General features: G+C 64.5%; 23 protein-coding genes. 16 read left to right on the top strand and 7 right to left on the bottom strand.

Annotation, left to right across the window (positions count from 1 at the left end; genetic code table 11):
* Positions 1-35: 35 nt before the first annotated feature.
* Positions 36-986 (top strand): YihY/virulence factor BrkB family protein, encoded by a 951-nt coding sequence (locus tag FCT00_RS07135; protein WP_138422400.1) that lies wholly within the window; start codon positions 36-38, stop codon positions 984-986.
* Positions 987-989: 3 nt separating this feature from the next.
* Here the strand turns inward: FCT00_RS07135 and FCT00_RS07140 are convergent, their stop codons facing one another.
* From FCT00_RS07140 to FCT00_RS07150, 3 genes are all read right to left on the bottom strand, one after another.
* Positions 990-1,751: a COG3904 family protein gene (locus FCT00_RS07140; RefSeq protein WP_138422401.1), complete on the bottom strand. Its 762-nt coding sequence runs from the start codon at positions 1,749-1,751 to the stop codon at positions 990-992.
* 1 nt (position 1,752) lies between these two features.
* On the bottom strand, positions 1,753-3,042 hold the full coding sequence (locus FCT00_RS07145) for an AAA family ATPase (protein WP_235888949.1): 1,290 nt from the start codon (positions 3,040-3,042) through the stop codon (positions 1,753-1,755).
* Between the two features lie 93 nt (positions 3,043-3,135).
* A complete protein-coding gene (locus tag FCT00_RS07150; RefSeq protein ID WP_138422403.1) occupies positions 3,136-3,540 on the bottom strand; it encodes a DoxX family protein in 405 nt (134 codons plus the stop codon).
* 154 nt (positions 3,541-3,694) lie between these two features.
* On the opposite strand from FCT00_RS07150, the gene FCT00_RS07155 reads away from it, so the two are divergent.
* Positions 3,695-4,900 carry an FAD-dependent oxidoreductase gene (locus FCT00_RS07155; protein WP_138422404.1) on the top strand — a complete coding sequence of 402 codons (1,206 nt, stop codon included), beginning with the start codon at positions 3,695-3,697 and terminating at the stop codon, positions 4,898-4,900.
* Here the strand turns inward: FCT00_RS07155 and FCT00_RS07160 are convergent.
* Complete coding sequence (locus FCT00_RS07160; RefSeq protein WP_235888950.1) at positions 4,860-5,744, bottom strand: LysR family transcriptional regulator; 885 nt, start codon at positions 5,742-5,744, stop codon at positions 4,860-4,862. The two genes, FCT00_RS07155 and FCT00_RS07160, sit on opposite strands and share 41 nt — an antisense overlap.
* A gap of 174 nt (positions 5,745-5,918) precedes the next feature.
* Here FCT00_RS07160 and FCT00_RS07165 point away from each other — a divergent pair, with 174 nt between their 5' ends.
* From FCT00_RS07165 to FCT00_RS07230, 14 genes are all read left to right on the top strand, one after another.
* Positions 5,919-6,638: a DUF4386 domain-containing protein gene (locus tag FCT00_RS07165; protein WP_138422406.1), complete on the top strand. Its 720-nt coding sequence runs from the start codon at positions 5,919-5,921 to the stop codon at positions 6,636-6,638.
* A gap of 27 nt (positions 6,639-6,665) precedes the next feature.
* The gene (locus FCT00_RS07170) at positions 6,666-7,346 is read left to right on the top strand and encodes an NAD(P)H-binding protein (RefSeq protein WP_148912494.1); all 681 of its coding nucleotides are present in this window, start codon (positions 6,666-6,668) and stop codon (positions 7,344-7,346) included.
* 100 nt (positions 7,347-7,446) lie between these two features.
* Positions 7,447-8,031 carry an ANTAR domain-containing response regulator gene (locus FCT00_RS07175; protein ID WP_008332103.1) on the top strand — a complete coding sequence of 195 codons (585 nt, stop codon included), beginning with the start codon at positions 7,447-7,449 and terminating at the stop codon, positions 8,029-8,031.
* Positions 8,028-9,230 (top strand): CmpA/NrtA family ABC transporter substrate-binding protein, encoded by a 1,203-nt coding sequence (locus tag FCT00_RS07180; RefSeq protein WP_138422408.1) that lies wholly within the window; start codon positions 8,028-8,030, stop codon positions 9,228-9,230. The genes FCT00_RS07175 and FCT00_RS07180 overlap by 4 nt, the downstream gene beginning before the upstream one ends.
* A gap of 246 nt (positions 9,231-9,476) precedes the next feature.
* On the top strand, positions 9,477-10,847 hold the full coding sequence (locus FCT00_RS07185; RefSeq protein ID WP_138422409.1) for a CmpA/NrtA family ABC transporter substrate-binding protein: 1,371 nt from the start codon (positions 9,477-9,479) through the stop codon (positions 10,845-10,847).
* 91 nt (positions 10,848-10,938) lie between these two features.
* Positions 10,939-12,024: an ABC transporter permease gene (locus FCT00_RS07190; protein ID WP_138422410.1), complete on the top strand. Its 1,086-nt coding sequence runs from the start codon at positions 10,939-10,941 to the stop codon at positions 12,022-12,024.
* Positions 12,025-12,029: 5 nt separating this feature from the next.
* A complete protein-coding gene (locus FCT00_RS07195; RefSeq protein ID WP_138422411.1) occupies positions 12,030-13,736 on the top strand; it encodes an ABC transporter ATP-binding protein in 1,707 nt (568 codons plus the stop codon).
* Positions 13,737-13,741: 5 nt separating this feature from the next.
* Positions 13,742-14,164 carry a globin family protein gene (locus FCT00_RS07200; RefSeq protein ID WP_138422412.1) on the top strand — a complete coding sequence of 141 codons (423 nt, stop codon included), beginning with the start codon at positions 13,742-13,744 and terminating at the stop codon, positions 14,162-14,164.
* A complete protein-coding gene (gene nirB, locus FCT00_RS07205) occupies positions 14,161-16,593 on the top strand; it encodes a nitrite reductase large subunit NirB (RefSeq protein WP_138422413.1) in 2,433 nt (810 codons plus the stop codon). Before FCT00_RS07200 ends, nirB begins: the two co-directional genes overlap by 4 nt.
* Entirely contained in the window at positions 16,590-16,922 is a 333-nt protein-coding gene (nirD, locus tag FCT00_RS07210; RefSeq protein ID WP_138422414.1) for a nitrite reductase small subunit NirD, read from the top strand. The genes nirB and nirD overlap by 4 nt, the downstream gene beginning before the upstream one ends.
* Positions 16,922-19,549, top strand: a complete 2,628-nt coding sequence (locus FCT00_RS07215) for a nitrate reductase (protein WP_138422415.1) — start codon at positions 16,922-16,924, stop codon at positions 19,547-19,549. The genes nirD and FCT00_RS07215 overlap by 1 nt, the downstream gene beginning before the upstream one ends.
* Before the next feature lie 162 nt (positions 19,550-19,711).
* Positions 19,712-20,716, top strand: a complete 1,005-nt coding sequence (locus FCT00_RS07220) for an ABC transporter substrate-binding protein (RefSeq protein ID WP_138422416.1) — start codon at positions 19,712-19,714, stop codon at positions 20,714-20,716.
* Between the two features lie 64 nt (positions 20,717-20,780).
* Entirely contained in the window at positions 20,781-21,563 is a 783-nt protein-coding gene (locus tag FCT00_RS07225; RefSeq protein WP_138422417.1) for an ABC transporter ATP-binding protein, read from the top strand.
* Between the two features lie 92 nt (positions 21,564-21,655).
* Complete coding sequence (locus FCT00_RS07230) at positions 21,656-22,381, top strand: ABC transporter permease (RefSeq protein ID WP_050772036.1); 726 nt, start codon at positions 21,656-21,658, stop codon at positions 22,379-22,381.
* A gap of 127 nt (positions 22,382-22,508) precedes the next feature.
* On the opposite strand, the gene FCT00_RS07235 is transcribed toward FCT00_RS07230, so the two are convergent.
* The 3 genes from FCT00_RS07235 to FCT00_RS07245 form a co-directional block, all read right to left on the bottom strand.
* A complete protein-coding gene (locus FCT00_RS07235) occupies positions 22,509-23,906 on the bottom strand; it encodes a TRAP transporter large permease (RefSeq protein WP_008332065.1) in 1,398 nt (465 codons plus the stop codon).
* A 3-nt stretch (positions 23,907-23,909) separates the two neighbouring features.
* Positions 23,910-24,560 carry a TRAP transporter small permease gene (locus FCT00_RS07240; RefSeq protein WP_138422418.1) on the bottom strand — a complete coding sequence of 217 codons (651 nt, stop codon included), beginning with the start codon at positions 24,558-24,560 and terminating at the stop codon, positions 23,910-23,912.
* A 79-nt stretch (positions 24,561-24,639) separates the two neighbouring features.
* A complete protein-coding gene (locus FCT00_RS07245) occupies positions 24,640-25,650 on the bottom strand; it encodes a DctP family TRAP transporter solute-binding subunit (RefSeq protein ID WP_008332061.1) in 1,011 nt (336 codons plus the stop codon).
* Positions 25,651-25,681 lie beyond the last annotated feature (31 nt).

Consider the following 25,681-nt stretch of genomic DNA (forward strand, 5'->3'; position numbering starts at 1 on the left):
AGTCCTGAATGACACGAAGGGGGCACCGAGACGTCATGGTCGACACAGTGCAACACTCCAATCGCTCGCTCGCGTTCTCCGGGGCGGAGTGGTTCGCGATCCTGAAACGCGTGTGGACGCGGTTCAACGAGAACCGTCTGACCCTGATCGCGGCGGGCGTCGCGTTCTTCGCGCTGTTGTCGCTGTTTCCCGCAATCACCGCCACGATTGCCGTTGCGGGCCTGTTCTTCGATCCCGCCGAAATCACGGACCCGTTGCAGGAATTCGCGGCGGTGCTGCCCGACGGGGCCGCAAGCATCATACTGGATCAGGCGACATCCGTGACCGGATCGGATGAAAGCGGGCTGGGGCTCGCCGCGATCCTTGGCCTGCTTCTTGCGCTCTATTCCGCGTCGAAGGGGGTCGAAAACCTGATGGTGGGGCTGAACGTGGCCTATGCCGAAAAGGACGAGCGCGGTCTGATCCGGGCGAAACTGACGGTGTTCGCCTTGACCGTTTTCCTCGTCATCGGCGTGATCTTTTCGCTTGGGGTCATGGTGGTGCTGCCCATCGTGCTGAATGTCCTGCCCCTCGGCGGCGTGGTCGAGACGGTGGTGAGGATCGTGCCGTGGTTGGTGCTGCTCATGTTCACCATCGGCGCGTTCTCGATCCTGTTCCGCTACGGGCCGGATCGTCGGTCGGCGCGCTGGGTCTATATCTTGCCGGGCGCGGTGCTGGCCTGTCTGTTGTGGGGCGCCGCTTCGGTCGGGTTCTCGATCTATGCCGACAATTTCGGGAGCTATCAGGAAAGCTTCGGAACGCTCGCCGGGGCGATCGTCCTGCTCATGTGGCTTTGGATTTCGGCGCTGGTCGTGCTTCTGGGTGCCAAGCTCAATGCCGAGATCGAGGCGCAGCACCTGATGGACACGACCGTTGGCCGGGACCGTCCAAGGGGTCAGCGCGGCGCGGTCAAGGCGGACGCGTTCGAGGGCGAGCAGGCCGGATAGGGACTATTGCGCCGCCGTCACCATGTCGTATTCCGACAGTTCTTCCTGCGACAGAAGGTAGATCTGATCGGGCGGCGTGCGCATGGCGTGTTCCATGATGCCCAGCCCGATTCCCATCCGCGTGAGATAGGCCATGACTTCGGCCTGACCGCGCTGAATGTCCTCGACCGCGATGAAGGCGGGGAGGATGGTGCTTTCCCCGAAATAATGCTGGTGCACCCCGACACGTCCCGTCGAGGCGACCGTCCGTTCGACCCCGCCCGCGAGGATATAGGGACAGGCCGACAGGCAGATCGCATTCGCGGCGATCTCGGTGTCGATGCCGCTGCCCCGGATGAGTTCGCCGATCTCGAGCGCATCCGAGACCGAGCCGCCGGGGCTGTCCAGCCGGATGGTGGCGACCGTCTGGCCGGCGCCCGCTTGGGTGCGGAGTTCGTCACCGATCCGCGCCCCGTCACCGGGGGCGATCTGCCCCGTCAGGGTCAGCGTCGGGCCGTCCGCCGACACTTCCAGCCGTTCGGGCATCGGCCCCGTATCGGGCCGTTCGCCGGGCAGGGTCGATGGCGCGCGGTCGGGCGAATAGGGCCGTGTTGAGGGGCCGGAGGGCGACTGCCGGGTGAGCGGGTCGATCCGGGGCAGGCTGCCCGCCAGATCGGTGATGAGGAGCGCGGCGGCAATCGCCACCTGCACGCCCACGATCCCCGCGATGGCGCGCCGGATGCCGGTCGGTGCCGGGTCGGCGGCGTCGGTCGTCTCGGTGCTCATCTCAGTCGACCGCCCGGACATGGCGCTTGTCGGAGTCGCGCTCCGGCGGGGTCGGGTCGGGGTCGTGCGGGATCATGTCGAGGCTTCGCGCCGCGTCGAGCGCCGCCCGCATCTCGGCCACGGTCATGGTGTCCTCGACCGTCTGGACTCCGTTCCCTTGCCGGATCGCCGCATGGGTGACCATAAGGACGAAGACGAGAACGGCGGGCAACAGGTCGATGGCGATGGCCCCGGCCCACGACGGCACGAAGTTGCCCGCGTAGCGGATCACCGCGTCGGCGGCGGACAGGGGCGTATACTCGATCTCTTCGGCATCGGGGAGCGCCTGAACCTCGGCCGCTGCCGTCTCCAGCGTCGAGGCGCGGTCGGCCAGAAGCGTCATGACGCTGGCGATGGTCGATTGCTGGCTTGCACGCCCCTCGGCGGAACCAGCGTCGAGGTCGGGCAGAACCACGCTGTCGCGCAGGTCGGCCGAGGCACGGGCGACCAGCGGGGCCACGTTCAACTGGCGCAATTCCGCGATGAGGCCGGACAGGCGCACGGCCTCTTCCGCGAACCGGACCGAGCGGGCTTCGACCGCGCCGGGTTCGACCGACAGCGCGCGCATCCGGCTGAGAACGGCGTTACCCTGTGCGAAAGCTTCAGCCACCTCCTGCTCCTGCGCGGCGATCTGGTCTTCGAGCCCTTGAAGTTCGGCGGATTTCTGGGTGAGCACCCGGAACACCGCGCCACGCCCGGCGAGACCGGAAAGGTTTCCGCTGTCCTCCTGCGCCGAGAGATCCTGAAACGTCTCGCGCGCCCGGGCGACATCCCGTTGCAGCGCCTGACCGGCAATGGTCTTGGAATGCGCCCGTTCGAGGGCGGTCTGATAGTCCTGCACCGTGTGGGCGAGATGCTGTTCGACGGCGGCGGCCCCCGCAAGCGCGGCGGCGTTCAGCCACGACGACATGGCGACGATGGCGACCGAGCCGAGGGCCATCGACAGCATCAGGCCAAGCCGGGACGCAGCGGTGCGCATCGCGGGCAAGAGCCGGAGCATGTAGGACCAGAACACGAAGATACCGACCGACACGGCGAGCGAGTAACTGAGCGCGGCAAAGGTCGTCCACGCGCCGGTGTCGTCCAGCAAGGACCGAACGCCGAGATAGGTGTAGATGCCCGAAGCGGCGGCCAGCACCCCAAGGGCCACGCCCGTGAAGCTGTCGAGCCACGTGATATGGCGGTTCAGTTCCCGCGCGTAGCGGACCCCTTCACGCTCGCCCGAGCGCGTGCTTGCGTCTTTCGAAGTCACCGGTTTCCCCGCCACACCCGTTGCAGTCCCTGAAAATGTAGGGGCTGGGCGGTGAACCGACAATGCACGCGGCTGTGTTCAGCGCCGGTTCGCTTACTTCTGGTCCGGCTGGAACCCGGTCTTTGCGGCGCGCCGGCCGCCGGTCGAAACCCCGTCCGTATCCTGACTGGCGAGGATCAGAAGACCGCCCGCGATGGCCCAGTTCTTGACCATGATCGTGACCTGCCACGGGTCCGCCCGAAGATCCCAATGAAAATAACTGGTGAAGATGCAATAGGCAGCGAGCATGAGCGCCCAGATCCTGATGCCGGGACCGGTGACGAGTGCGACGGCGGCGATCAGGTTGAACGCCGCCACGGGCCAGATCAGCCACTCGGGCAGGCCGATGCCGGTAATCATCCCGGTCACGGGGGCCGGATCGCCAACCTTCTGGATCGCGCCACCGAAAAAGATGAGCGCGATCAGGATGCGGCCGACAAGGTTCAGGAGGTTCGACATGGGCCGTATTTGGCAAAGCGGTTTCAGGTCCACAACCCCCTGTTCGGCGACTGGCTGAAGCTTGCGGAAGCAGGTATCGCTTGCGGGTTCATTTCGCGTGAGGCCGTGATAAAAGCGGTTATCAGTCAGCCACTTAATTCAGGCGGGGATCGGTATGGTCCGAACGGGCAGGCCACGAGCCATCGGAATCGCAGGGGCCGGGATCGGCGGGTTGGCGGTCGGCGCGTTTCTGGCCCGCGCCGGTCACAGGGTCGAGATCTTCGACCAGTTCGACGCGCCCGCCCCCGTGGGGTCGGGGCTGGTCGTGCAGCCCGTGGGCCGCGCGGTGCTGGCCGAGCTTGGCGTTCTCGACAAGGCCGAAGCGCAGGGGCAGGGGCTGACCCGCATTCAGGGCACGAGCCATCAGAAGGCGGGTATCGTGCTGGCTGCCGACTACGGCACCGACCCGGCGCATCAGGGGCTGGGCATTCACCGGGCAAGCCTGTTCTCGGTCTTGCATGAGGTCTGCATGGCCGAAGGCGTCGGGGTCACGCCGCGATCGCTGGTCGTGGGGCGTGACGGGCAACGCTTCGTACTGGAGGGTGGCAGGCGGACCGGGGCGTTCGACCTGTTGATCGATGCGAGCGGGTCGGGGTCGATGCTGTCGCCCATCCGGGCGCGGGCGCTTCCCTATGGCGCGCTCTGGAGCGTCGTGGACTGGGTGCCCGGCGTGATCGAGCCGGACCGGCTGACCCAACGCTACAGCCATGCCGACCGGATGATGGGAGTGCTACCGATCGGGACACCCGCGGGCGCGGATCGGCCCAAGGCGGCGCTGTTCTGGTCTCTGCCCTCGGGCGGATACGACGCATGGCGCGCGGCGGGTCTGGACGCCTGGAAGCGGGAGGCGCAGGCGCACTGGCCAGAGGCTTGGGATTTCGCGGATCAGATCGGTGCGACGGATGATTTCACGATGGCGCGCTATGGCCACGGCACGCTCTGGCGCACGGCGGGCGACGGGATGGTGCATATCGGTGACGCGGCGCACCGAACCTCGCCCCAACTCGGGCAGGGGGCGAACATGGCGCTTCTGGATGCGAGTGCTCTGGCCTGGGCGATGGAGCGGCATGGCAATCTGGACGATGCGCTGAGGGCCTATGTCCTCACCCGCCGCTGGCATGTCTGGGGCTATCAACTGCTCTCGGCCGTCTTCACACCGCAGTACCAGTCGGACAGCCGGGCCTTGGCGTTTCTTCGTGACCGCCTGCTTTATCCCCTGTCCACGGTGCCGCCCATCCCCGCGGCGCTTGCCCGGCTTGTGCGCGGCACGCTTCTGCCGCCTATCGCAGGGCGTCCGCGAGGAAATCCCACACGAACCTGAGCCGGCGGTTCTGGTGCAGATCGCGGTGGGCGACGAGCCAGATCGGGAAGCCGAGGGTCGGTTCATCCTCCCACAGCCGGACGACGCCCGGATCGGCGTCGCCGATGACCGAGTCGATCATGCCGATCCCCATGCCGCGTTTCACCAGCGCCCACATGACGAGGAAGTTCTCGGTGTGAACGGGCACGTTCGCCTCGGAGATCGGGTAACCCATCTGCTGCAACATCCCCAGAAAATGCCCGGTGCGGTCGAGACCGACGAAGCGGGCCTTTGCGAAGTCGTCCTTGCTTTGGACCCGACCAAGGGAGGCGGCGTAATCCGGTGAGGCGAACATCCGCGCCTCGGCGTCGCGGATCTTGCGCGCGATGAGGTCGGGTTCTTCGGGCCGGAAGTTTCGGATCGCGATGTCGGCCTCGCGCCTGAGCAGGTCCGAGGCGGTGTTCGACACGACGACGTTCACGGTGATGCGCGGCTCGGCCTCGGTCATCTTTTCGATGATCGGGGGGAGGAGGAGACCGGCGTAGGCATCCGAGGCGCTGATCGTCACCGGCCCCTCCATCGTGTCGTTCTGACCGAAGGCGACGTTTGAAAGCCGCCCCGCCGCCTCGCCCATCGCGCGGGCATGTTCGATCATCGCGTGACCGGCGGGGGTGAGCTGCATCCCCCGGCCCGCGCGCTCGAAGAGGGTAACGCCGAGCTCCTCTTGCAAGGCCTCGACCTGCCGCCCCAGCGTGGGCTGGGCAAGGCCAAGCGCGCGGGCGGCGGCGGAGAGAGAGCCTTCTTCCGCCGTCACCAGAAAGGCACGGGCGCGGTTCCAGTCGAAACTGACGTTTTTCCAATCCATACGGATATGCATACCAATTCCACGATATTGGTCAATTTTGTTGAGGACGCCCCCGCGCTAAAACATCCTCACCGGCCGATGAGAGGCCGACCAACATTCAAAACGAAATCGGGACTGACCGCCGGAGCACCGCTTGCACCGGACCGATGCCCCTTTGCCCGAAAGGTCCAAGTCATGAAAGTCTTCAACGATCCCACCGCCCGCAACTACGGCCGCCTCGCCGGTGGTCTTTATTTCTCGATCGCCGTCTTCGGCGCCTTCGCCATCGGTTACGTGCCGAGCCAGATCGTTACCGGCGATCCGGCGGGCACGATGGCGAACCTCGTCGCCAAGCGCGGCCTCTACAACGCCGGGATCGGGGCCGACACGCTGGTGATGCTGATTGAGGTCATGACCATGACCATGCTGTTCCAGATCTTCCGCCGCACGAACGAAACGCTGGCCTTCGCCGCCATGCTCGCCCGCTTCGCCATGGTGGCCGTGATGGGTGCGATGCTTCTGTTCCAGGCCGGTCTGACCAGCCTCGCCACAGGAGACATCGTGGCGAACGACGAGATCAGGAACGCGCTCGCGGCGCTGATGATCGACACGCACCATGCCGGTATCTGGGTCTGGCAGGCGTTCTTCTGGATGCACCTGATGCTGCTCGGCACGCTCGTCCTGAAGTCCGGTCTTGTCCCGCGCCTGTTCGGCTACGGCCTGATCGTCGGCAGCTTCGGCTACATCTTCGACAGCGTCTATGCCTTCGCCTTCCCGGATGCCGACTGGTTCGGAACCCTGCGCATCGGCTTCCTCGCCATCGTCACCCTGTCGGAAGTCGGCTTTGCCCTTTGGCTCGCAATTCGCGGGCCGAAGGAACCCACCCCCCTGAACCCGGCTCTGGCCGCTGCCTGAACCATGAACCCGAAAGGAACTCAAACCATGAAACGCATCTGCATCATCGGCATCTCCGGCAAACTGGGTCAGTACATGACCGAACACGCCCTCAAGATGGGCTACGAAGTCCAGGGGGTCTGCCGCCCCGAGAGCGTCGGCAAGCTGGCCCGCTTCGGCGACCGCATCAAAGTCTTTCCCGGCCGGACCAACGACCGTGAGGTGATCCGCAAGGCGGTCGAGGGCTGCGACGGCGTTCTCACCGTGCTGGTCCCCTGGGGGGTCGACGATTACGCCTCGGGCACCGCGAAAGCCGTTCTCGACTTTGCCGATCCCGGCGCGCGGCTCGTCTTTTCCTGCGGACTTCACATCTCGATGGACGGGCAGGATCGGTTCAGCTGGAAGGTCAAGGCGGCCCTCGTCGTCGCCCGGATCGCCCGCATCACCCGGCTGGTGGATATCGAAGACCAATACCGCGCGACCGATGCGATCTTCGCGTCGAACCGGCTCTGGACCGTGGTGCGTGGACCGGACCTCGAAGAAGGCGAAAGCCAGGGGCTGCCGGTCTGGTCGCATCACGCGCAGGACGACGTGCTCGCCTCGAAGCTGGTGCGGCGCACCGACTTCGCCCTTTTCATGGTCAGCGCCCTGACGGACGACACGTTGGTGCATCAGGCCCCCGCCATCGTCAGCCGCGTGTCGCAGTCCGCCGTGGCCCATGCCGCATAGCGACCCCGCTGCCTAGAAATTAGGCAAATGGTCGGAAAAGAGGCCCTTCCCTTGTGGGAGGGCCTTTACTTATCCGCCGGGGCGGGCTTGGCCTAGGGGCATGAAAGACAAGCTTTCCGTCGTCATCGTCGAAAAGAACCGGGAACGCGGCATCCTGATCGAGGAAAGCCTGCGCGTCGCCGGGGATTTCGAGGTGACGGTCGTCGCGGAAACCAACGACCTTGCGGGCAAGATCAAGGATCTGAAACCGGACGTGGTTCTGGTCGATATCGAGAACCCGTCGCGCGACACGCTGGAAGAACTGGCGCTGGCCTCCGGTCCGCTCGAACGGCCCGTGGCGATGTTCGTGGACACGTCGGACGAGGGGCTGACGCGGGCCGCGATCGAGGCCGGGGTGTCGGCCTATGTGGTCGACGGGCTGAAATCGGACCGGCTCAAGCCGATCCTCGATGCCGCCGTCACGCGGTTCAATATGTTTCAAAGGATGCGGGTGGAGCTTGAGACGACCAAGCGGGCGCTGGAAGAGCGCAAGCTGATCGACCGCGCCAAGGGGATCATCATGAAGGCGCGGAAGGTGGACGAGGACGAGGCTTATGCGATCCTGCGCAAGGCCGCGATGGACCAGAACAAGCGCGTGGCCGACGTGGCGCAGGCGCTTGTGACGACGGCGGGGCTGTTGTCATGAAGGGTGCTGTGCTGTCCGTCGGGTTCATCCCGCTGGTCGATGCCGCGCCGCTGATCGTGGCGCAGGAGATGGGGTTCGCGGCCGAAGAAGGTCTGACGCTCGACCTCGTGCGCGCGCCGAGTTGGTCGTCGCTGCGTGACATGCTCGTGTTCGGCCGTGTCGATGCGGCGCATATGCTGTCGCCTGTGCCCGTCGCGACCGCGATGGGGCTGGGCGGGGCCGGGGCCGATCTGTCGGCGCTGGCCGTTCTGTCGGTGAACGGCACGGTCATCGGGGTGTCGCGTGCGCTTGAGGACCGGCTGCGCGACAACGGGCACGGCTTCGACTTTCGCGACGCCAGATCGGCGGGCGAGGCGTTGATCGCCGCCAAGGTGGACCGGTTGCGCATCGGCGTTCCCTTCCCGCTGTCGATGCATGCCGAACTGCTTTATTACTGGCTGTCCTCGTTGGGTCTGCCCGCGCCGCAGGGGGTGGACATCAAGACGATGCCGCCGCCGCTTATGGCCGATGCCATAGAGGCGGGCGAGATCGACGCGTTCTGCGTGGGGGAACCGTGGGGGTCCATCGCCGTCGAGAACGGCGTCGGCGCACTGCTGCTGCCCGGCAAGTCGATCTGGAGTTTCTCGCCCGAAAAGGTGCTGGCCGTCCGCTCGGACTGGGCCTCCGCCGAAACCGGGCTGTCCGCGCGCCTGATCCGCGCGGTCTATCGGTCGGGGCGCTGGATCGCGGACCCGGAATCGCGGCTTCTGACCGCCGAGCTTCTGTCGCGGCCCGAATACCTCGACCTGCCGCCCGAGGTGATCGAACGGGCCCTGTCCGGCAATCTCATCATTTCCAGCCGGGGCGAGCAGCGCACCGTCGACGGGTTCGTCGGCTTTCACAAAGGCGCGGCGAACTTTCCGTGGCGCAGTCAGGCCCAGTGGATCGCGAACCAGCTTGCCGCGCGTATGGGGCTTGATCGGGAAGAGTCGCTGCGACAGGCGGCGCAGGTCTTCCGCCCCGATCTTTACCGCGCCGCGCTGGAGGGAATCGCCCTCGATCTGCCCGGCGCTTCCTCGAAGATCGAGGGCTCGATCGAGGTCGAAACCCCGGTGGCGAGCGAGTATGGGCGCCTGACCCTGCCGCCCGATCTGTTCTTCGACCGGCGCACTTTTGACCCGGACGCGACGATCCGGTCGAAAATCACGCACAAGAATTAAGCACTTTCTGCACCGCAGCGTTTTTTCGTTGTCTGCGGCAAAGGTTTTGTTGAGCGCATCGCGAAACGGGCGCACTCATGATGACAGGCGGGCAACGATGTCCGCCTACGAATTCCTCCCAGTGACTGGGATCATACTGAGCAAAGCCGCTCGAACCGTGTCGCGACCTCCTCCCCGCGATGACGATTCGAGCGGCTTTTTCGTTTTGGCTTCGGCCTTCGGGACACACAAAGGGAACCTGAAACCATGAAGAAACTGATCGTTGCTCTTGCCGCTTCGACCGCGCTCACCGCGCCGGCCTCGGCCGAGATGCTGGACCTCGAAAAAGACGTGCTGACCTTCGGCTTCATCAAGCTGACCGACATGGCGCCGCTCGCCGTCGCCTATGAGCAAGGGTTCTTCGATGACGAGGGCCTGTTCGTGACACTGGAAGCGCAGGCCAACTGGAAGGTGCTGCTGGACGGCGTGATCTCGGGCACGCTGGACGGGGCGCACATGCTCGCCGGTCAGCCGCTGGCCGCGACAATCGGTTACGGCACCGAGGCGCATATCATCACCCCCTTCTCGATGGACCTGAACGGCAACGGCATCACCGTGTCCAACGAAGTCTGGGAGATGATGAAGCCGAACCTGCCGACGAACGACGACGGCCTCGTGTCGCACCCGATTTCGGCCAGCTACCTCAAGCCCGTGATCGAAGAGTTCAACGCGAACGGCAAGCCCTTCAACATGGGCATGGTGTTCCCGGTCTCGACCCATAACTACGAGCTGCGCTACTGGCTGGCCGCCGGCGGGATCGAGCCCGGTTATTACTCGCCCGAGGACGTGACCGGCCAGATCGGCGCCGAAGCCTTCCTGTCCGTGACGCCGCCGCCGCAGATGCCCGCCACGCTCGAAGCTGGCACCATCTCGGGCTACTGCGTGGGTGAGCCGTGGAACCAGCAGGCCGTGTTCAAAGGGATCGGGGTTCCGGTCATCACCGATTACGAGCTGTGGAAGAACAACCCGGAAAAGGTGTTCGGCATCACCGCCGAGTTCGCCGAGCAGTATCCGAACACCACGCTCGCCGTGACCAAGGCGCTGATCCGTGCCGCCATGTGGCTGGACGAAAACGACAACGCCAACCGGCCGGAAGCCGTGGAAATCCTGTCGCGTCCCGAATATGTCGGCGCGGATTACGAAGTCATCGCCAACTCGATGACCGGCACGTTCGAGTATGAGAAGGGCGACAAGCGTGAAGTCCCCGACTTCAACGTGTTCTTCCGTTACAACGCGACCTATCCCTACTATTCCGACGCGGTCTGGTATCTGACCCAGATGCGCCGCTGGGGCCAGATCGCGGAAGCCAAGCCCGATAGCTGGTACGACGAGGTCGCCCGCTCGGTCTACAAGCCGGACATCTACATGGAAGCCGCCGCGCTCCTCATCGAAGAGGGCTACGCGACCGAGGATATGTTCCCGCCTGCCGATGAGGATGGCTACAAAGACCCGACCCCGGCCGAAGACGTAATCGACGGCATCGGTTTCGACGGCTCGCAGCCCAACGCCTATCTCGAAAGCCTGCCGATCGGCCTGAAGGGCGAACAGAAAGTCGTGGGTAACGAAATCCAAGGCTAAGCCAATTGCTCCTCCGCTCTGACGAGCGACGTCGCTCGACGAGCGGAGGAGCGACCCTCCTGACCACACTCGAACTTTAGGACGAGAACCCATGACAACCGTCGATCCCAATTTCGCTGAGGCGGACGCGCGCGAGGCCCGCAAGGCCCGGCTCTTCACCCGCATCAACAAGGCCGACACCTACTTCAAGGTTCTCGGCCTCGCCTGGATCACCCCGATCCTGAAAGCCGTCGCCGGCGACAACCCGAAAGCCCAGATGAAAGATGTCTGGCGCTTGCTGGGTGTGCCGCTGGTCGCGATCCTCGCCTTCCTCGTGCTCTGGGGCACGCTCGCGCCCAAGGTTCAGACCTCGCTCGGGGCGATCCCCGGCCCCGCGCAGGTCTGGACCGAAGTGGTCAGCCTGCATGGCGACGCCGTGGAAAAGGCCGCCAAGGAAGCCCAGCACAACGAGCGCGTCGAGGCGCGCAACCAGCGTTACATCGAAGCGGGCGAGATGGACAAAGTGAAGGACATCCCCTTTACCGGCGCGCCGAGCTACTACGACCAGATCTGGACCTCGATCAAGACCGTGTTCTTCGGCTTCCTGATCGGTTCGGCCATCGCCATTCCGCTCGGCATCGTCGCGGGCCTGTCGCCCATCGCGAACGCCGCGATCAACCCCATCGTTCAGATCTTCAAGCCGGTCTCGCCGCTCGCCTGGCTGCCCATCGTGACAATGATCGTCTCGGCGCTGGCGGCCGAGGGCACGGACGGGCTCTTGCCGAAAAGCTTCATCATCTCGGCCATCACCGTGACGCTCTGTTCGCTCTGGCCCACGCTCATCAACACCTCGCTGGGTGTTTCCTCCATCGACAAAGACCTCGTCTCGGTCTCGAAGGTGCTCAAGATGAACACCTGGACCAAGATCACCAAGCTGGTGCTCCCGTCCGCCCTGCCGCTCATCTTCACCGGGCTGCGCCTGTCGCTGGGTGTGGGCTGGATGGTTCTGATCGCCGCCGAAATGCTCGCCCAGAACCCCGGCCTCGGCAAGTTCGTGTGGGACGAGTTCCAGAACGGTTCCAGCCAATCGCTCGCCCGGATCATGGTCGCGGTGTTCACCATCGGCATCATCGGCTTCCTGCTCGACCGCGTGATGTATGCGCTTCAGTCGGCCTTCACCTTCTCGAACAATCGGTGAGCGTCATGTCCGTCATCCAGTTCAAGAACGTCTCGAAGTCCTTCGGTGAAGGCACAGAAGCGACCCATGTCTTGAAAGACATCGACCTTGAGGTGCAGGAGGGTGAGTTTCTTGTCCTTCTCGGGTTCTCCGGCTCCGGCAAGACCACCCTCATCAACCTGATGGCCGGTCTGGAGTTTCCGACCAAGGGCAGCGTCACCTTCCGCGGCAAACCCATCGACGGCCCCGGCCCCGAGCGCGGCGTGATCTTTCAGAGCTATTCGCTCATGCCGTGGCTCACGGTGCACGGGAACGTCATGCTGGCGCTGGAATCCGTCTTCCCCAAGATGCCGAAGGCCGAGAAGGAAGCGACCGTTGCCAAGTACGTGCAGATGGTTGGCCTGTCCCACGCCGTCACGCGCCGCCCGGCGGAGCTGTCGGGCGGGATGCGTCAACGGGTGAATGTCGCGCGTGCGCTGGCCATGAATCCCGAGGTTCTGCTGCTGGACGAGCCGCTTTCCGCGCTCGACGCGCTGACCCGCGCCAATCTGGGCGACGAGATCGAGGCGATCTGGAACGCCGACAAGAAGACCTGCGTGCTCATCACCAACGATGTGGACGAGGCCATTCTGCTGGCCGACCGGATCATCGCGCTGAACCCGGACGGCAGCTTGGGCGAAGAGTTCAGGGTGGGGCTCGAGCGTCCGCGTGATCGCTCGGCCATGAACCATGACGAGACGTTCAAGGCGCTCAGGGCGCGGGTGACGACTTACCTGATGGACGTGGGGATCGAAGCCAAGGCGGAGGGCATCCGCCAGCTGCCCAATGTGACAGCCATTCACAACATGGACCCCGAGGCCCCGAATGCGGTGGTCGAGGCGGCGAAGTCGAAGCTGGACGAGAAATACCTCGAATTCTCGCACATCCATAAGATCTACCCGACCCCCAAGGGGCCGCTCACGGTGGTCGAGGATTTCGACCTGAACCTGAAGAAAGGCGAGTTCATTTCGCTGATCGGGCATTCGGGCTGCGGCAAGTCGACGGTCCTGACCATGACCGCCGGGCTGAACGCGATCTCGAAGGGCGGGATCATTTTGGACGGCAAGGAAGTGGTCGAGGCCGACCCGGAGCGCGCCGTGGTGTTCCAGTCGCCCAACCTGTTCCCGTGGCTCACCGCGAAAGAGAATGTCGCGATCGGGGTGGACAAGGTTTATCCGAAAGCCTCGCGGGCCGAGCGTCAGGACGTGGTGGAATACTACCTCGAACGCGTCGGTCTGGGCGATGCGATGGACAAGTCGGCGGTGGATATGTCGAACGGGATGCGCCAGCGCGTCGGCATCGCGCGCGCCTTTGCCTTGTCACCGAAACTCCTGCTCCTCGACGAACCCTTCGGGATGCTCGACAGCCTGACCCGGTGGGAGCTTCAGGAAGTGCTGATGGAGGTCTGGGACCGCACCAAGGTCACCGCGATCTGCGTCACGCATGATGTAGACGAGGCGATCCTGCTGGCCGACCGGGTGGTGATGATGACCAACGGGCCGCAGGCGACCATCGGCAAGATCACCGAGGTCGATCTGCCGCGCCCGCGCACGCGCAAGGCGCTGCTGGAACACCCGGATTACTACCACTACCGCGAAGAGGTTCTGAACTTCCTCGACGAATATGAGCACGGCGCGAAACCGAAACCCAAAGCTGCGGATGTGGACGCGCCCAAAGCCGTGGCCGCGGAGTGACGGGCATGGACGACAAGACGATCACGCTGGTTCAGGAAAGCTTCGCCAAGGTCGAACCGATCAAGGCGACGGCGGCCGAACTCTTCTACTCGGACCTGTTCGCGACCGCACCGGACGTGCGCCCCCTGTTCAAAGGCAACATGAACGAGCAGGGCATGAAGCTGATGGGCACGCTCGCCGTCGTTGTGAACGGGTTGCACAAGCTCGACCAGATCGTTCCCGCCGCGCAGGCGCTCGCCATCCGGCACGTCGATTACGGCGTCCAGCCTGAGCATTACGACAAGGTCGGTGCATCGCTCATCCGCACGTTGGAGCAGGGGCTTGGCCCGGATTTCACGTCCGACGTGCGGACCGCATGGATCGAAGCCTACGGCACCCTGTCATCCGTGATGAAACAAGCCGCTTACCCGAAGGAGGCGCTGCAATGACCGAGAAACTCGTTGTCATCGGGGCCGGCATGGCCTCGGGCCGGATGCTGGAGCATCTGTTCGACGCCAACCCCGACGCTTACGACGTGACGCTGTTCAACGCCGAGCCGCGCGGGAACTACAACCGTCTGATGTTGTCGCCGGTCCTGTCGGGCGACAAGACCTATGACGAGATCGTCACGCATGACGACGACTGGTATGCCGCGAACGGCGTCACTTGCCGGTTCGGCGAGCCCGTGCTGCGCATCGACCGGGAGCGTAAGGTGGTCGTCGGTGAGAAGGGCGAAGTCACTTACGACAAACTGGTTTTCGGCACCGGGTCGAACCCGTTCATCATTCCGCTGCCGGGTCACGATCTGGACGGTGTGATCCCCTACCGCGACCTCGAGGACACCGAGGCCATGATGCAGCTCGGCGACAAGCCCGGTGCGAAAGCTGTGGTGATCGGCGGGGGGCTTCTGGGTCTCGAAGCCGCCGCCGGGATGGCCGCGCGTGGTGTCGACGTCACCGTCGTTCACATCATGGGTCACCTCATGGAGCGTCAGCTCGACGAGGCGGCCGGATACCTTCTGCGCAAATCACTCACGGACAAGGGCATCACCGTTCTCTGTCAGGCGAACTCGAAAGAGATCATCGGCGAGAACGGCCGGGTGAAGGCCCTGATGCTCGATGATGGGACGGAACTGCCCTGTGACCTCCTGGTCATGGCGGTCGGCATCCGGCCCAACATCGCGCTCGCGCAGGACACCGGGCTTGCCACCGGCAAAGGCATTCATGTGGATGACCAGATGGTGACCTCGGACCCCAGCATTTTCGCGCTGGGCGAATGTGTGGAGCACAACGGGGCGATTTTCGGCCTTGTCGCGCCGCTTTACGATCAGGCCAAGGTGCTCGCCAAGACCCTGCTTTGCGAAGAGGCGACCTTCGTGAACAAGGAGGTGTCGACCAAGCTCAAGGTGACGGGCTGCGACCTGTTCAGCGCGGGGGATTTCGCCGAAGCCGCCAACCGCGAGGATATCGTGTTCCGCGACCCGGCGCGCGGCGTCTACAAGCGGCTGGTGCTGGAAGGCAACCGGATCGTGGGCGCGGTGATGTATGGCGACACCGGCGATGGCGCATGGTTCTACAACCACATCAAGGACGGCACGGATGTCGCCGAGATGCGCGATACCCTGATCTTCGGACCAGCGTTCAAAGGGGGGGCCACGGCGGACCCTTTGGCGGCCGTTGCAGCCTTGCCGGATGATGCGGAAATCTGCGGCTGCAACGGCGTTTGCAAAGGCACAATCGTTCAGGCGATCGAAGGCGGGGCAGGCGATCTGGCCGCCGTTCGCGCAACGACCAAGGCGTCGAGTTCCTGCGGCACCTGCACGGGGCTGGTGGAACAGGTGCTTGCCGCCACGCTGGGCGACGATTTCCAGATGCCGACGGCCCAGCCGATCTGCGGTTGCACCGACCATACGCATGAGGATGTTCGACGGCTCATCAAGTCGCAGGAACTGAAATCCCAACCCGCCGTCTGGCAGGAACTGGGGTGGAAGACGGTGAACGGCTGCCACGTCTGCCGCCCCGCCGTGAACTTCTATCTACTCGCGGACTGGCCGCTCGACTACATGGACGACCCGCAGTCGCGGTTCGTGAACGAGCGCAACCATGCCAACATCCAGAAGGACGGGACATATTCCGTCATGCCCCGGATGTGGGGCGGGATGACCGACGCGAACGAACTGCGCGCCATCGCCGATGCCGCCGACAAATACGGTGCGGTGGTCAAGGTGACGGGCGGTCAGCGCATCGACCTTCTGGGCGTCAAGAAAGAGGATCTGCCCGCGATCTGGCGCGACCTGAACGCCGCCGGGATGGTGTCGGGCCATGCCTATTCCAAGGGTCTGCGCACGGTGAAAACCTGCGTGGGATCGGAATGGTGCCGCTTCGGCACACAGGATTCGACGGGTCTGGGCATCAAGCTGGAAAAGCTGCTCTGGGGGTCGTGGACGCCGCACAAGGTCAAGCTGGGCGTCTCTGGCTGCCCGCGCAACTGTGCCGAGGCGACCTGCAAGGACGTGGGCGTCGTCTGCGTCGACAGCGGCTACCAGATCTCGGTCGCGGGCGCTGCGGGCATGGAGGTGAAGGAGACCGAGGCGCTCGTCGCGGTGAAGACCGAGGACGAAGTGCTCGAATGGGTGACGGCGTTCATCCAGCTTTACCGCGAGCGCGCCAAGTATCTCGACCGGCCCTACAAATGGGTCGCCAAGGTCGGGCTCGACTGGGTCAAGGATACGCTGGCGGATGCTGGCACGCGCGCGGACCTCGTGGAGCGGTTCGAGATTTCCCAATCGGTCTATCGCACCGACCCGTGGGCGGCGGAAGTCGCCAAGTCCGAGCGCTATGCGCCGCTCGCCAATCTCATGCTGGAGGCTGCGGAATGAACTGGATCGACATCGGCCATATCGACGACATCCCGGAACGGGGCGCGCGTCTTGTGAAAACCCATTCGGGCTGCGTCGCGGTGTTCCGCACGGCGAGCGACGAGGTCTTCGCGGCCTCGGATCGTTGCCCCCACAAGGGCGGTCCGCTGTCCGAGGGGATCGTGCACGGCAACAAGGTGACCTGCCCGCTCCATAACTGGGTCTTCAGCCTTGAAACCGGGGAGGCGCAGGGGGCGGACGAGGGCGTGATCGCGACCTATCCGATCCGTGTCGAAGGGGGCCGGCTGTTCCTCGACATCACCGAACTCGCTGCGAGGAGCGCCGCCTGATGGACGGGACGGGCCTGCCCGAGATCCGCTCGACCTGCCCTTATTGCGGGGTGGGTTGCGGCGTGCTGCTTCGCCCCGACGGGCAGGGCGGGATGGAGGTCAAGGGTGACCCGGCGCATCCGGCGAATCGGGGCAAGCTGTGCTCCAAAGGTTCGCAACTTGGCCAGACCCTTGGGCTGGACGACCGGCTGATGAGCCCGCGCATCGGCGCGCGCTCGGCGGGTTGGGACGAGGCGCTCGACATGGTTGCGGAGCGGTTTGGCGACACCATCGCCAAGCACGGCCCCGATAGCGTGGCGCTCTATGTCTCGGGCCAGTTGCTGACCGAGGATTATTACGTCGCGAACAAGCTGGCCAAAGGGTTCTTCGGCACAGCGAACATCGACACCAACTCGCGCCTGTGCATGGCGTCGACCGTGGCCGCGCACAAGCGGGCCTTCGGGACCGATACGGTGCCCGGCACCTATGAAGATCTGGAAGAGGCCGACCTGATCGTGCTGACGGGATCGAACCTCGCATGGTGTCATCCGGTTCTCTACCAACGCATCCTTGCGGCGCGCAAAAAACGCGGCACGAAGCTGGTGGTGATCGACCCGCGCCGCACCGCGTCTTGCGACGGGGCCGACCTGCACCTTGCCGTCGCGCCGGGTGGCGACGTGGCGCTGTTCAACGGTCTGCTCAATGAAATCTCCCTGCGTGGAAAGATCGACCACGCCTTTGCCGAAAACGTCACCGGGCTTGAGGAGGCTCTCGTTTCCGCCGCCGGAGACGATCTGTCGGCCACGGGGCTTGGCGAGGCCGAGCTCCGGGCCTTTTTCGATCTGTGGTGCGGGACCGAGAAGGTCGTCACGGTCTTTTCCCAGGGTGTGAACCAGTCGACCTCGGGCACGGACAAGGTGAACGCGATCCTGAATTGTCATCTCGCGACAGGCCGGATCGGGCGGGTCGGGATGGGGCCGTTCTCGGTCACGGGTCAGCCCAACGCGATGGGCGGGCGTGAGGTGGGCGGGCTGGCGAACATGCTGACCTGTCATCTCGATCTGGAAAACGCCGAACACCGGGCCACGGTGCAGGATTTCTGGACCTCGCCCGAGATGCCCGAGGCTGCCGGGCTGAAGGCCGTCGATATGTTCCGCGCCGTGGGCGAGGGGCAGATCAAGGCGGTCTGGATCATCCATACGAACCCGGCGGTTTCGATGCCGGATGCCGACCGGGTGCGCGATGCCATCGCGGGCTGCGATTTCGTGGTCGTGAGCGACGTGACCGACCGAACCGATACCGCGCGAATGGCCGACGTGCTGCTACCTGCGGCGGCATGGGGCGAAAAGTCGGGAACGGTGACCAACTCCGACCGGACGATCAGTCGCCAGCGCGCGGCGCTGACCCCACCGGGCGAGGCCCGCCCGGATTGGGAGATCATCGCCGAGGTCGGGCGGCGAATGGGCTGGGGCGCTGCCTTCGATTTCCAGTCGCCCGCCGAGATCTTTCGCGAATATGCCGCGCTGTCGGGTCTGGCCGCGCGTTTCGGGCGCGACTTCGACATCTCGGCGTTGGCCGAACTGAGCGACGCGGACTACGACGCGCTCGCCCCGGTGCGCTGGCCGGTGTCGGCCACGCGCAGCGGCGGGCGGTTCTTCGGCGACGGGCGGTTTTTCACCCCCGATGGCAAGGCGCGGATGGTTCCGGTGTCGCACCGTGCGCCGGTGTCGGGCCTGTCCGATGCACGGCCCTTCCGGTTCAACACGGGCCGGGTGCGCGACCAGTGGCACACCATGACGCGCACCGCCAAATCGCCGCGTCTATCCGCGCATCTGCCGGAGCCGTTTCTTGAAATTCACCCGCAAGACGCCCGCGCGTTGGGGCTGAAACCCGCGGCGCTGGTCAGGGTGACGAACGATCACGGCGCGGCCATTCTGCGCGCGCTGGTCACCGATGCGGTGCGCCCCGGTCAGGTGTTCGCGCCGATGCACTGGACGGGTGAGACCGCGCCTTCGGCCCGCGTCGATGCGCTGGTGCCGGGGCACGTGGACCCGGTGTCGGGGCAGCCGGAAAGTAAGGCCGCAACCGTCAGCGTCGAGCCTTTCGAAGCTGCGTGGTACGGGTTTGCCGTGTCGTCGCGCGACCTATCGCCAAAGGCCGAATACTGGACGCGCACCCGCACCGATGCTGGGTATCGCGCCGAACTCGCCGGGCTGACGACGCCTGCGAATTGGGAGGGCTTTGCCCGCGATCTGTTCGATACGGGTGCCGAAGTTCAGGCGGTCGAAGACCCCACGCGGGGCATGCACCGCTTTGCCTTCACCGTGAATGGTCGGTTGGAGGCCGCCCTGTTCATCTCGCGCGAACCGGCGGCGATCACGCGGGATTATCTGGCCGGGCTGGTCGGCACCGACGCGCCCGCCGCGCTGTCGGGCCGGGCGCCCGCAGACATGCCCGATCCGGGGCCGACGATCTGTTCGTGCTTCGGCGTCGGGCTGAACACCATCGTCGCGGCCATCGAAGAGCACCGACTGATGAGCGTCGATGCCATCGGCGCGCAGCTTCAGGCGGGAACGAACTGCGGCTCCTGCCGCGCCGAGCTTGGCACGCTGCTGGAGGCGCACCTGCGCCCGCAGGCCGCCGAGTGATCGGCAGCATTGCCTGAGGTCAAATTTTAGGCAAACGTTGACACGAAGTGTGCAATCCTAAGGCACGCCTTCCGAACGCCTGAAAAGGGCACGGATATTCTGGACCGCCCGTTTCAACTGAAACAATGGTTCCGAGGCTTTGAAAACAAGGGAGACTCAATCGTGTTTCATCGCGCTGTTCTAACCGCCGCCGCTCTGACGCTGATCGGTGGTGCCGCGTCGGCCCAGACCGACGTTCCTTTCGCGCTGGACTGGAAATTCGAGGGCCCGGCCGCCCCGTATTTCGTCGCTATCGACAAAGGATATTTCGAAGAAAAGGGGCTGTCGGTCGAGATTTCGGAAGGCGCCGGGTCGCTCGACGCGATCCCGAAAATCGCCACCGGGGCGTTCCCGATCGGCTTCGCCGACATCAACTCGGTCATCAAGTTCCTCGACCAGAACCCCGGCGCACCCGTGACCGGCGTGATGATGATCTACGACAAGCCGCCGTTTGCCGTGATCGGCCGGGCCTCGCTGGGCATCACCGACGATCCGAAGTCGCTTGAAGGCAAAGTGCTGGGCGCGCCGCCGCCCGATGGCGCCTGGGCGCAGTTCCCGATCTTCGCCGCCGAAAACGACCTCGACATGGATGCGATCACGGTGGAACCCGTGGGTTTCCCGACCCGCGAACCGATGCTGGCCGAGGGCAACGTCGCCTCGATCACCGGGTTTTCGTTCACCTCCTACCTGAACGCCGCGCGTCTGGGTGTGGAGGAAGATGACCTCGTCACGCTGCTCATGGCCGACTACGGCGTCGACCTTTACGGGAACGCGATCATCGTGAACACTGACTTCGCCGCCGAAAACCCGGACGTGGTCAAAGGCTTCCTCGAAGCCGTCGCGATGGGTTGGAAAGACGCGATTGCCGATCCGGCGACGGCCGTGACCAGCCTGATGGAGCGGAACCCGGCGGCGGATGCCGATCTGGAAACCCGCCGTCTGCAACTGTCCATCGACGCGAACGTCGCCACCGAAGCCGCGATGACCGCCTTCGGCACCATCGACGAGGCGCGGATGGACAGCGCCATCGAGCAGATCAAGCTGACCTACGAGTTCCAGAACGAACCCGATGCGTCGCTCTACTTCACCGAGGAATACCTGCCCGAAGGCGGCTTCTCGCTGGAGTGATCCTTTTGCCGGGCGCGGGGGGTACCTCGCGCCCGGAATCCGTTCCGGGGAAAGGGGTGGGACCATGTACCCAATGATAAAAATCGAGGGCGTGCGCCACGCCTACAAGACCGCCAAGGGGCCGCTTCCGGTTCTGAACGGGCTGGAAGTGTCGGTGAACGAGGGGGGCTTCGTCGCCGTCGTCGGCCCGTCGGGCTGCGGCAAGTCCACGCTGACCCGTCTGATCGCCGGGCTGATGAAGCCGGACGAGGGGCGCGTGATGGTGCATGGCGAGGTGGTGACCGGCCCCCGCTCGACCGTCGGGATGGCGTTCCAGAACCCGGTGATGCTGGAATGGCGGACCATTCTGGAAAACATCATGCTACCGCTCGAAATCGTCTCGACCAAGATGACCAAGGCCGAGCAGAAAGAGCGCGCGAATTACCTCTTGGACCTCGTCGGCCTGACGGGGTTTGGCGACAAGCGCCCCTCGGAATTGTCGGGCGGGATGCGCCAGCGGGCGTCGCTCTGCCGTGCGCTGGTCCACAAGCCTGAAGTTCTGATCCTCGATGAACCTTTCGGCGCGCTCGACGCTTTCACCCGCGAAGACCTGTGGCAGACCATGCACAAGGTGAAAGAGGAAGAGCCGTTCACAGGTGTCCTCATCACCCATGACCTGCGCGAGTCGATCTTTCTGGCCGATCAGGTCGTCGTCCTCAGCCAGCGTCCGGCCATGACCCAATACGTGCTGGACGTGCCCAACACCGGCCCCCGCGACCTCGACCACCTTTACACGCCGGAAGCGGCGGAGATGCTGAACATTCTGCGCCACCAGATCGAAGTGGCCCAAGGAAGGGCCGCTGCATAATGGCTTACGTACCCGATCTGAAACCCTCAACGCCCGGCGGCTCGTTCGTCAAGGCCCTGACCAGCCGCGCGGTTTTGGCCCCGATCGCCGCGATGGTGGTGTTCCTCGTCTTTTGGGAATTGCTCGTCTGGGTGAACGGCTGGCCGAACTACGTCATGGCTTCACCCTCGGACCTACCTCCGGCCTACGCGAAATACTGGGGCCTGTTCATCACGATGGGTTGGCAGACCCTGTGGCGGACGGTCGTGGGGCTGGTGCTGGCCGTGATCGTCGGCCTGTTCCTTGGCATGATAATGGGGTTTTCGCGCCTGATGCGCGATGCGCTTTACCCGCTGCTCGTCGGATTCAACGCCATCCCCAAGGCGACCGTGGTGCCCATCGTCGCGCTGATGTTCGTGGGCGAGCACAACTTCAACACGATCCTCATGGCCTTCATGATCTCGTTCTTCCCCATCGCCGTCTCGGTCAGCATCGGCCTGTCGACGCTGGAGCCGGAGTATCGCGACATCCTGCGCGCGCTGGGCGCGAAACAGGCGACGATCTTCTGGAAAATCGCGCTGCCCAAGACCCTGCCGGAGTTCTTCGGCGCGCTGAAGGTCGCCGTGACGCTGGCCTTCATCGGCACGAACCTTATGGAGATCGTGTCGCCCCACGGGCGCGGGCTGGGCGCGCTCTTCGACAGCGGCAAGACCAACTCGGACTATCCGCTCATGTTCGCGGTGCTGATCGCCTTGGCGCTGCTGGGGATCGTTCTCTACTACATCGTCGTGGCGCTGGAGAAGATTTTCGCGGGTTGGGCAGAGCGGGCCCCGGGGTGATTTCGGGCCGGTGAACCGGCCCGACCCGGGCGGGGGCGCTGCCCCCGCACCCCCGGGATACTTCCGGACCGGAAAGCCGGGCCAGGTATCAAGGAGAAAGGCCGGGGTGGTGCCCCGGCCTTTGTCGTCAGTTGGTGATGATCTCCGGTCCCATCATCAATGTCGGCAGCCATGTCGATATGATCGGGATGTAGGTCACCATGATGAGGAAGACGAAGAGGATCGCGAGGAAGGGGAGCGCCGCGCGCACCACCTTCATCATCGGCATCCCGGCCACGCCCGAGGTCACGAAGAGGTTCAGGCCGACGGGCGGCGTGATCATCCCGATTTCCATGTTCACGACCATGATGATGCCGAGGTGGATCGGGTCCACGCCCAGTTCGATGGCGATCGGGAACACCAGCGGGGCCACGATCACGATAAGGCCCGAGGGCTCCATGAACTGACCGCCGATCAGCAGGATCAGGTTCACGATGATCAGGAACATGATCTTGCCGAAGCCCGCCGACAGCATCGCATTGGCGATCTGTTGCGGGATCTGTTCGTCGGTCAGCACGTGCTTCAGGATCAGCGCGTTGGCGATGATGAACATCAGGGTGATGGTCAGCTTGCCCGCCTCGAACAGCGTGTCGCGGGTGTCGCGGTGCCACAGCGACGTGATGATCGCCTGCGGCTTGGACAGGAGCGACTTCTTGACGCCATCGTTGTTCTTCTCGGCCAATGGCCCCATGTCGCGATAGATGAAGGTCGCCACGATGAAAGCGTAGATCGATGCGACGGCGGCGGCTTCGGTCGGCGTGAAGATAGCGCCGGTGATGCCGGGGATGCCGTAGATGCCGACCATGATGATGACGATCAGGAGCAGACCCCAGATCGCGTCACGGAAGGACATGTAGATCTCGCGCCAACCCGCGAAGCTGCCCGCCGGCATGTTGCGGATGCGCGCGATGACGTAGATCGCGATCATCAGCATCAGGCCCGCGAGGATGCCGGGGATGACGCCTGCCAGGAACATCCGGCCCACCGAGACTTCGACGGACGAGGCATAGACGACCATGACGATGGACGGCGGGATCAGGATGCCCAGCGTGCCCGCGTTGGCGATGACGCCTGCCGCGAAGTCCTTGGTGTAGCCCTGTTGGCGCATCGCCGCGATGACGATGGAGCCGATGGCGACCACGGTGGCGGGCGACGAGCCCGACAGGGCGGCGAAGAGCATACAGGCGAAGACGCCCGCGATGGCCAGACCGCCGCGGAAATGGCCCACGACCGCGATGGCAAAGCGGATGATCCGTTGCGCCACCCCGCCCGTCGACATGAAACTGGACGCGAGGATGAAGAACGGGATCGCGAGCAGCGTGTAGTGTCCCGCCATCGCCTGATAGAAACTTTGCGCCACCGAGGCGAGCGAGGTTTCCGAGAAGACCAGCAGGAACAGCACCGACGAGAAGCCAAGCGCAATGGCGATCGGCACGCCGATCAGCAGAAGCCCGATGATCAGGACAAAAAGAAGTGCGACGTCCATGGATCAGTCCTCCACACGGGCGGCTTCGACATCGTCTTCCATCTCGTGGGAAACGATGAGGCTGTCGGAATGGCCACGCACGATGCCGATGGTGGCCTGAATGAAGCGAAAGAGAAGAAGCGCCATGCCCACGGGCAGGATCGCATAAGGAATGACGCGCGGAAGCTTGTCGTATTCCTCGCCCATGTTGATCCAGTCCTCGAGAAACTTGAGGAAACCGGGCATCGGCACCTGATCGGTCATGTAAAAGGCGCGGTCACGGGTGCCGGTATCGAAGCCCAGCGGGAACCAGCGCCCCTCGGTCTGCCACATGCCCGCATAAGGGGCCCAGTAATCCCAAGCGCCCTTGAGCAGGAGGAAGGCGTAGACGAGGCAGATGGCCGCCGAGATCAGCGCCAGCGTGCGGCGCGGCCCGGTCGACAGAAGCCCGGTGATCGCATCGACGCCCAGGTGCATCGTCACGCGCACCCCGTAGCTGACCCCGAAGATGACGAGCCAGGCGAACAGGATCAGCGTGATTTCGAGCCCCCAGATCAGCGATTCATTGAAAACGTAGCGAAGGACCACGTTGACGAATGTCACGGTGGTCATGAGGCCCAGAAGAATGGCGATGGCCGTTTCTTCGAAGCCCCGGCGATGTCCCGGCGCGCTCATGGCGTCTCCCCCGAAAATCCCATGCGATGGATGGAAAGAGGGCGGCCCGGGCCAATTGCCCGCACCGCCCCGTGCCCGCTTACATGCTGGCGTTGATTTCCTGTGCGGCGGCGATGTTGTCGGCGCCCACGTCGCCTTCGAACTGCTCCCACACCGGCTTCATGGCGTCGACCCACTGCTGGCGCTGTTCCGGCGTCAGTTCGCGGATGGTCGCGCCCGCGTCGAGCACGGCCTGACGGTTCTCGGCATCGACTTCGGCGATGGCGGCGTTCCGTTCGTCGCTGACCTCTTTGAGGATGGTCATGAACTGATCGCGCACACCTTCGTCGAGGCTGTCGAGCCAGTCGACCGAGGCCACGACGAGGTAGTCGAGCACACCGTGGTTCGTCTCGGTGATACCGTCCTGCACTTCGAAGAACTTCTGGCCGTAGATGTTCGACCAGGTGTTTTCCTGACCGTCGACGACGCCGGTCTGAAGCGCGCCGTAGACTTCGGAGAAGGCCATCGGTTGCGGCGAGGCGTCGAGAGCCTCCATCTGTGCGACGAGCACGTCGGAGGGCTGCACGCGGAACTTGAGGCCAGCGGCGTCAGCGGGCACTTCGAGCGGCTTGTTGGCCGAAAACTGCTTCAGGCCGTTGTGCCAGAAGGCCAGACCTTGCAGGCCGCGGCGCTGCATCGAGTCCATCATCGCCTGACCGGTCTCCGAGTTCTGGAACGCATCGACAGCGTCCATGTTCACGAACATGAAGGGCAGGTCGAAAATGCGGAAGACCTTGGTGAAAGTCTCGAACTTGGACAGCGACGGCGCGGCGAGCTGCACGTCCCCCTGAAGCATGGCTTCGAGCACCTGGTCATCGTTGTAGAGGGTCGAGTTCGGGTACACTTCCATGCAGGCAGTCCCGTTCATCTCTTCGTTCACCCGCTCCATGAGCAGGTTGGCGGCGATGCCTTTGGGGTGCTTGTCGGTGTTGGTGACGTGGCTGAACTTGATCACCATTTCGCCATCGTCGCAGGCGGCGAGGGCGGCGGTGCCGGCAACGGTGCCAGCGGTGAGGGTGGCCGCGGTAAGTGCGGTCGTCAGGAATTTCATGATTGCTCCTCCATGTATCTCCCGGCCCCGA

This window comes from Maritimibacter alexandrii (genome assembly GCF_005871115.1).
Classification (GTDB): domain Bacteria; phylum Pseudomonadota; class Alphaproteobacteria; order Rhodobacterales; family Rhodobacteraceae; genus Maritimibacter; species Maritimibacter alkaliphilus.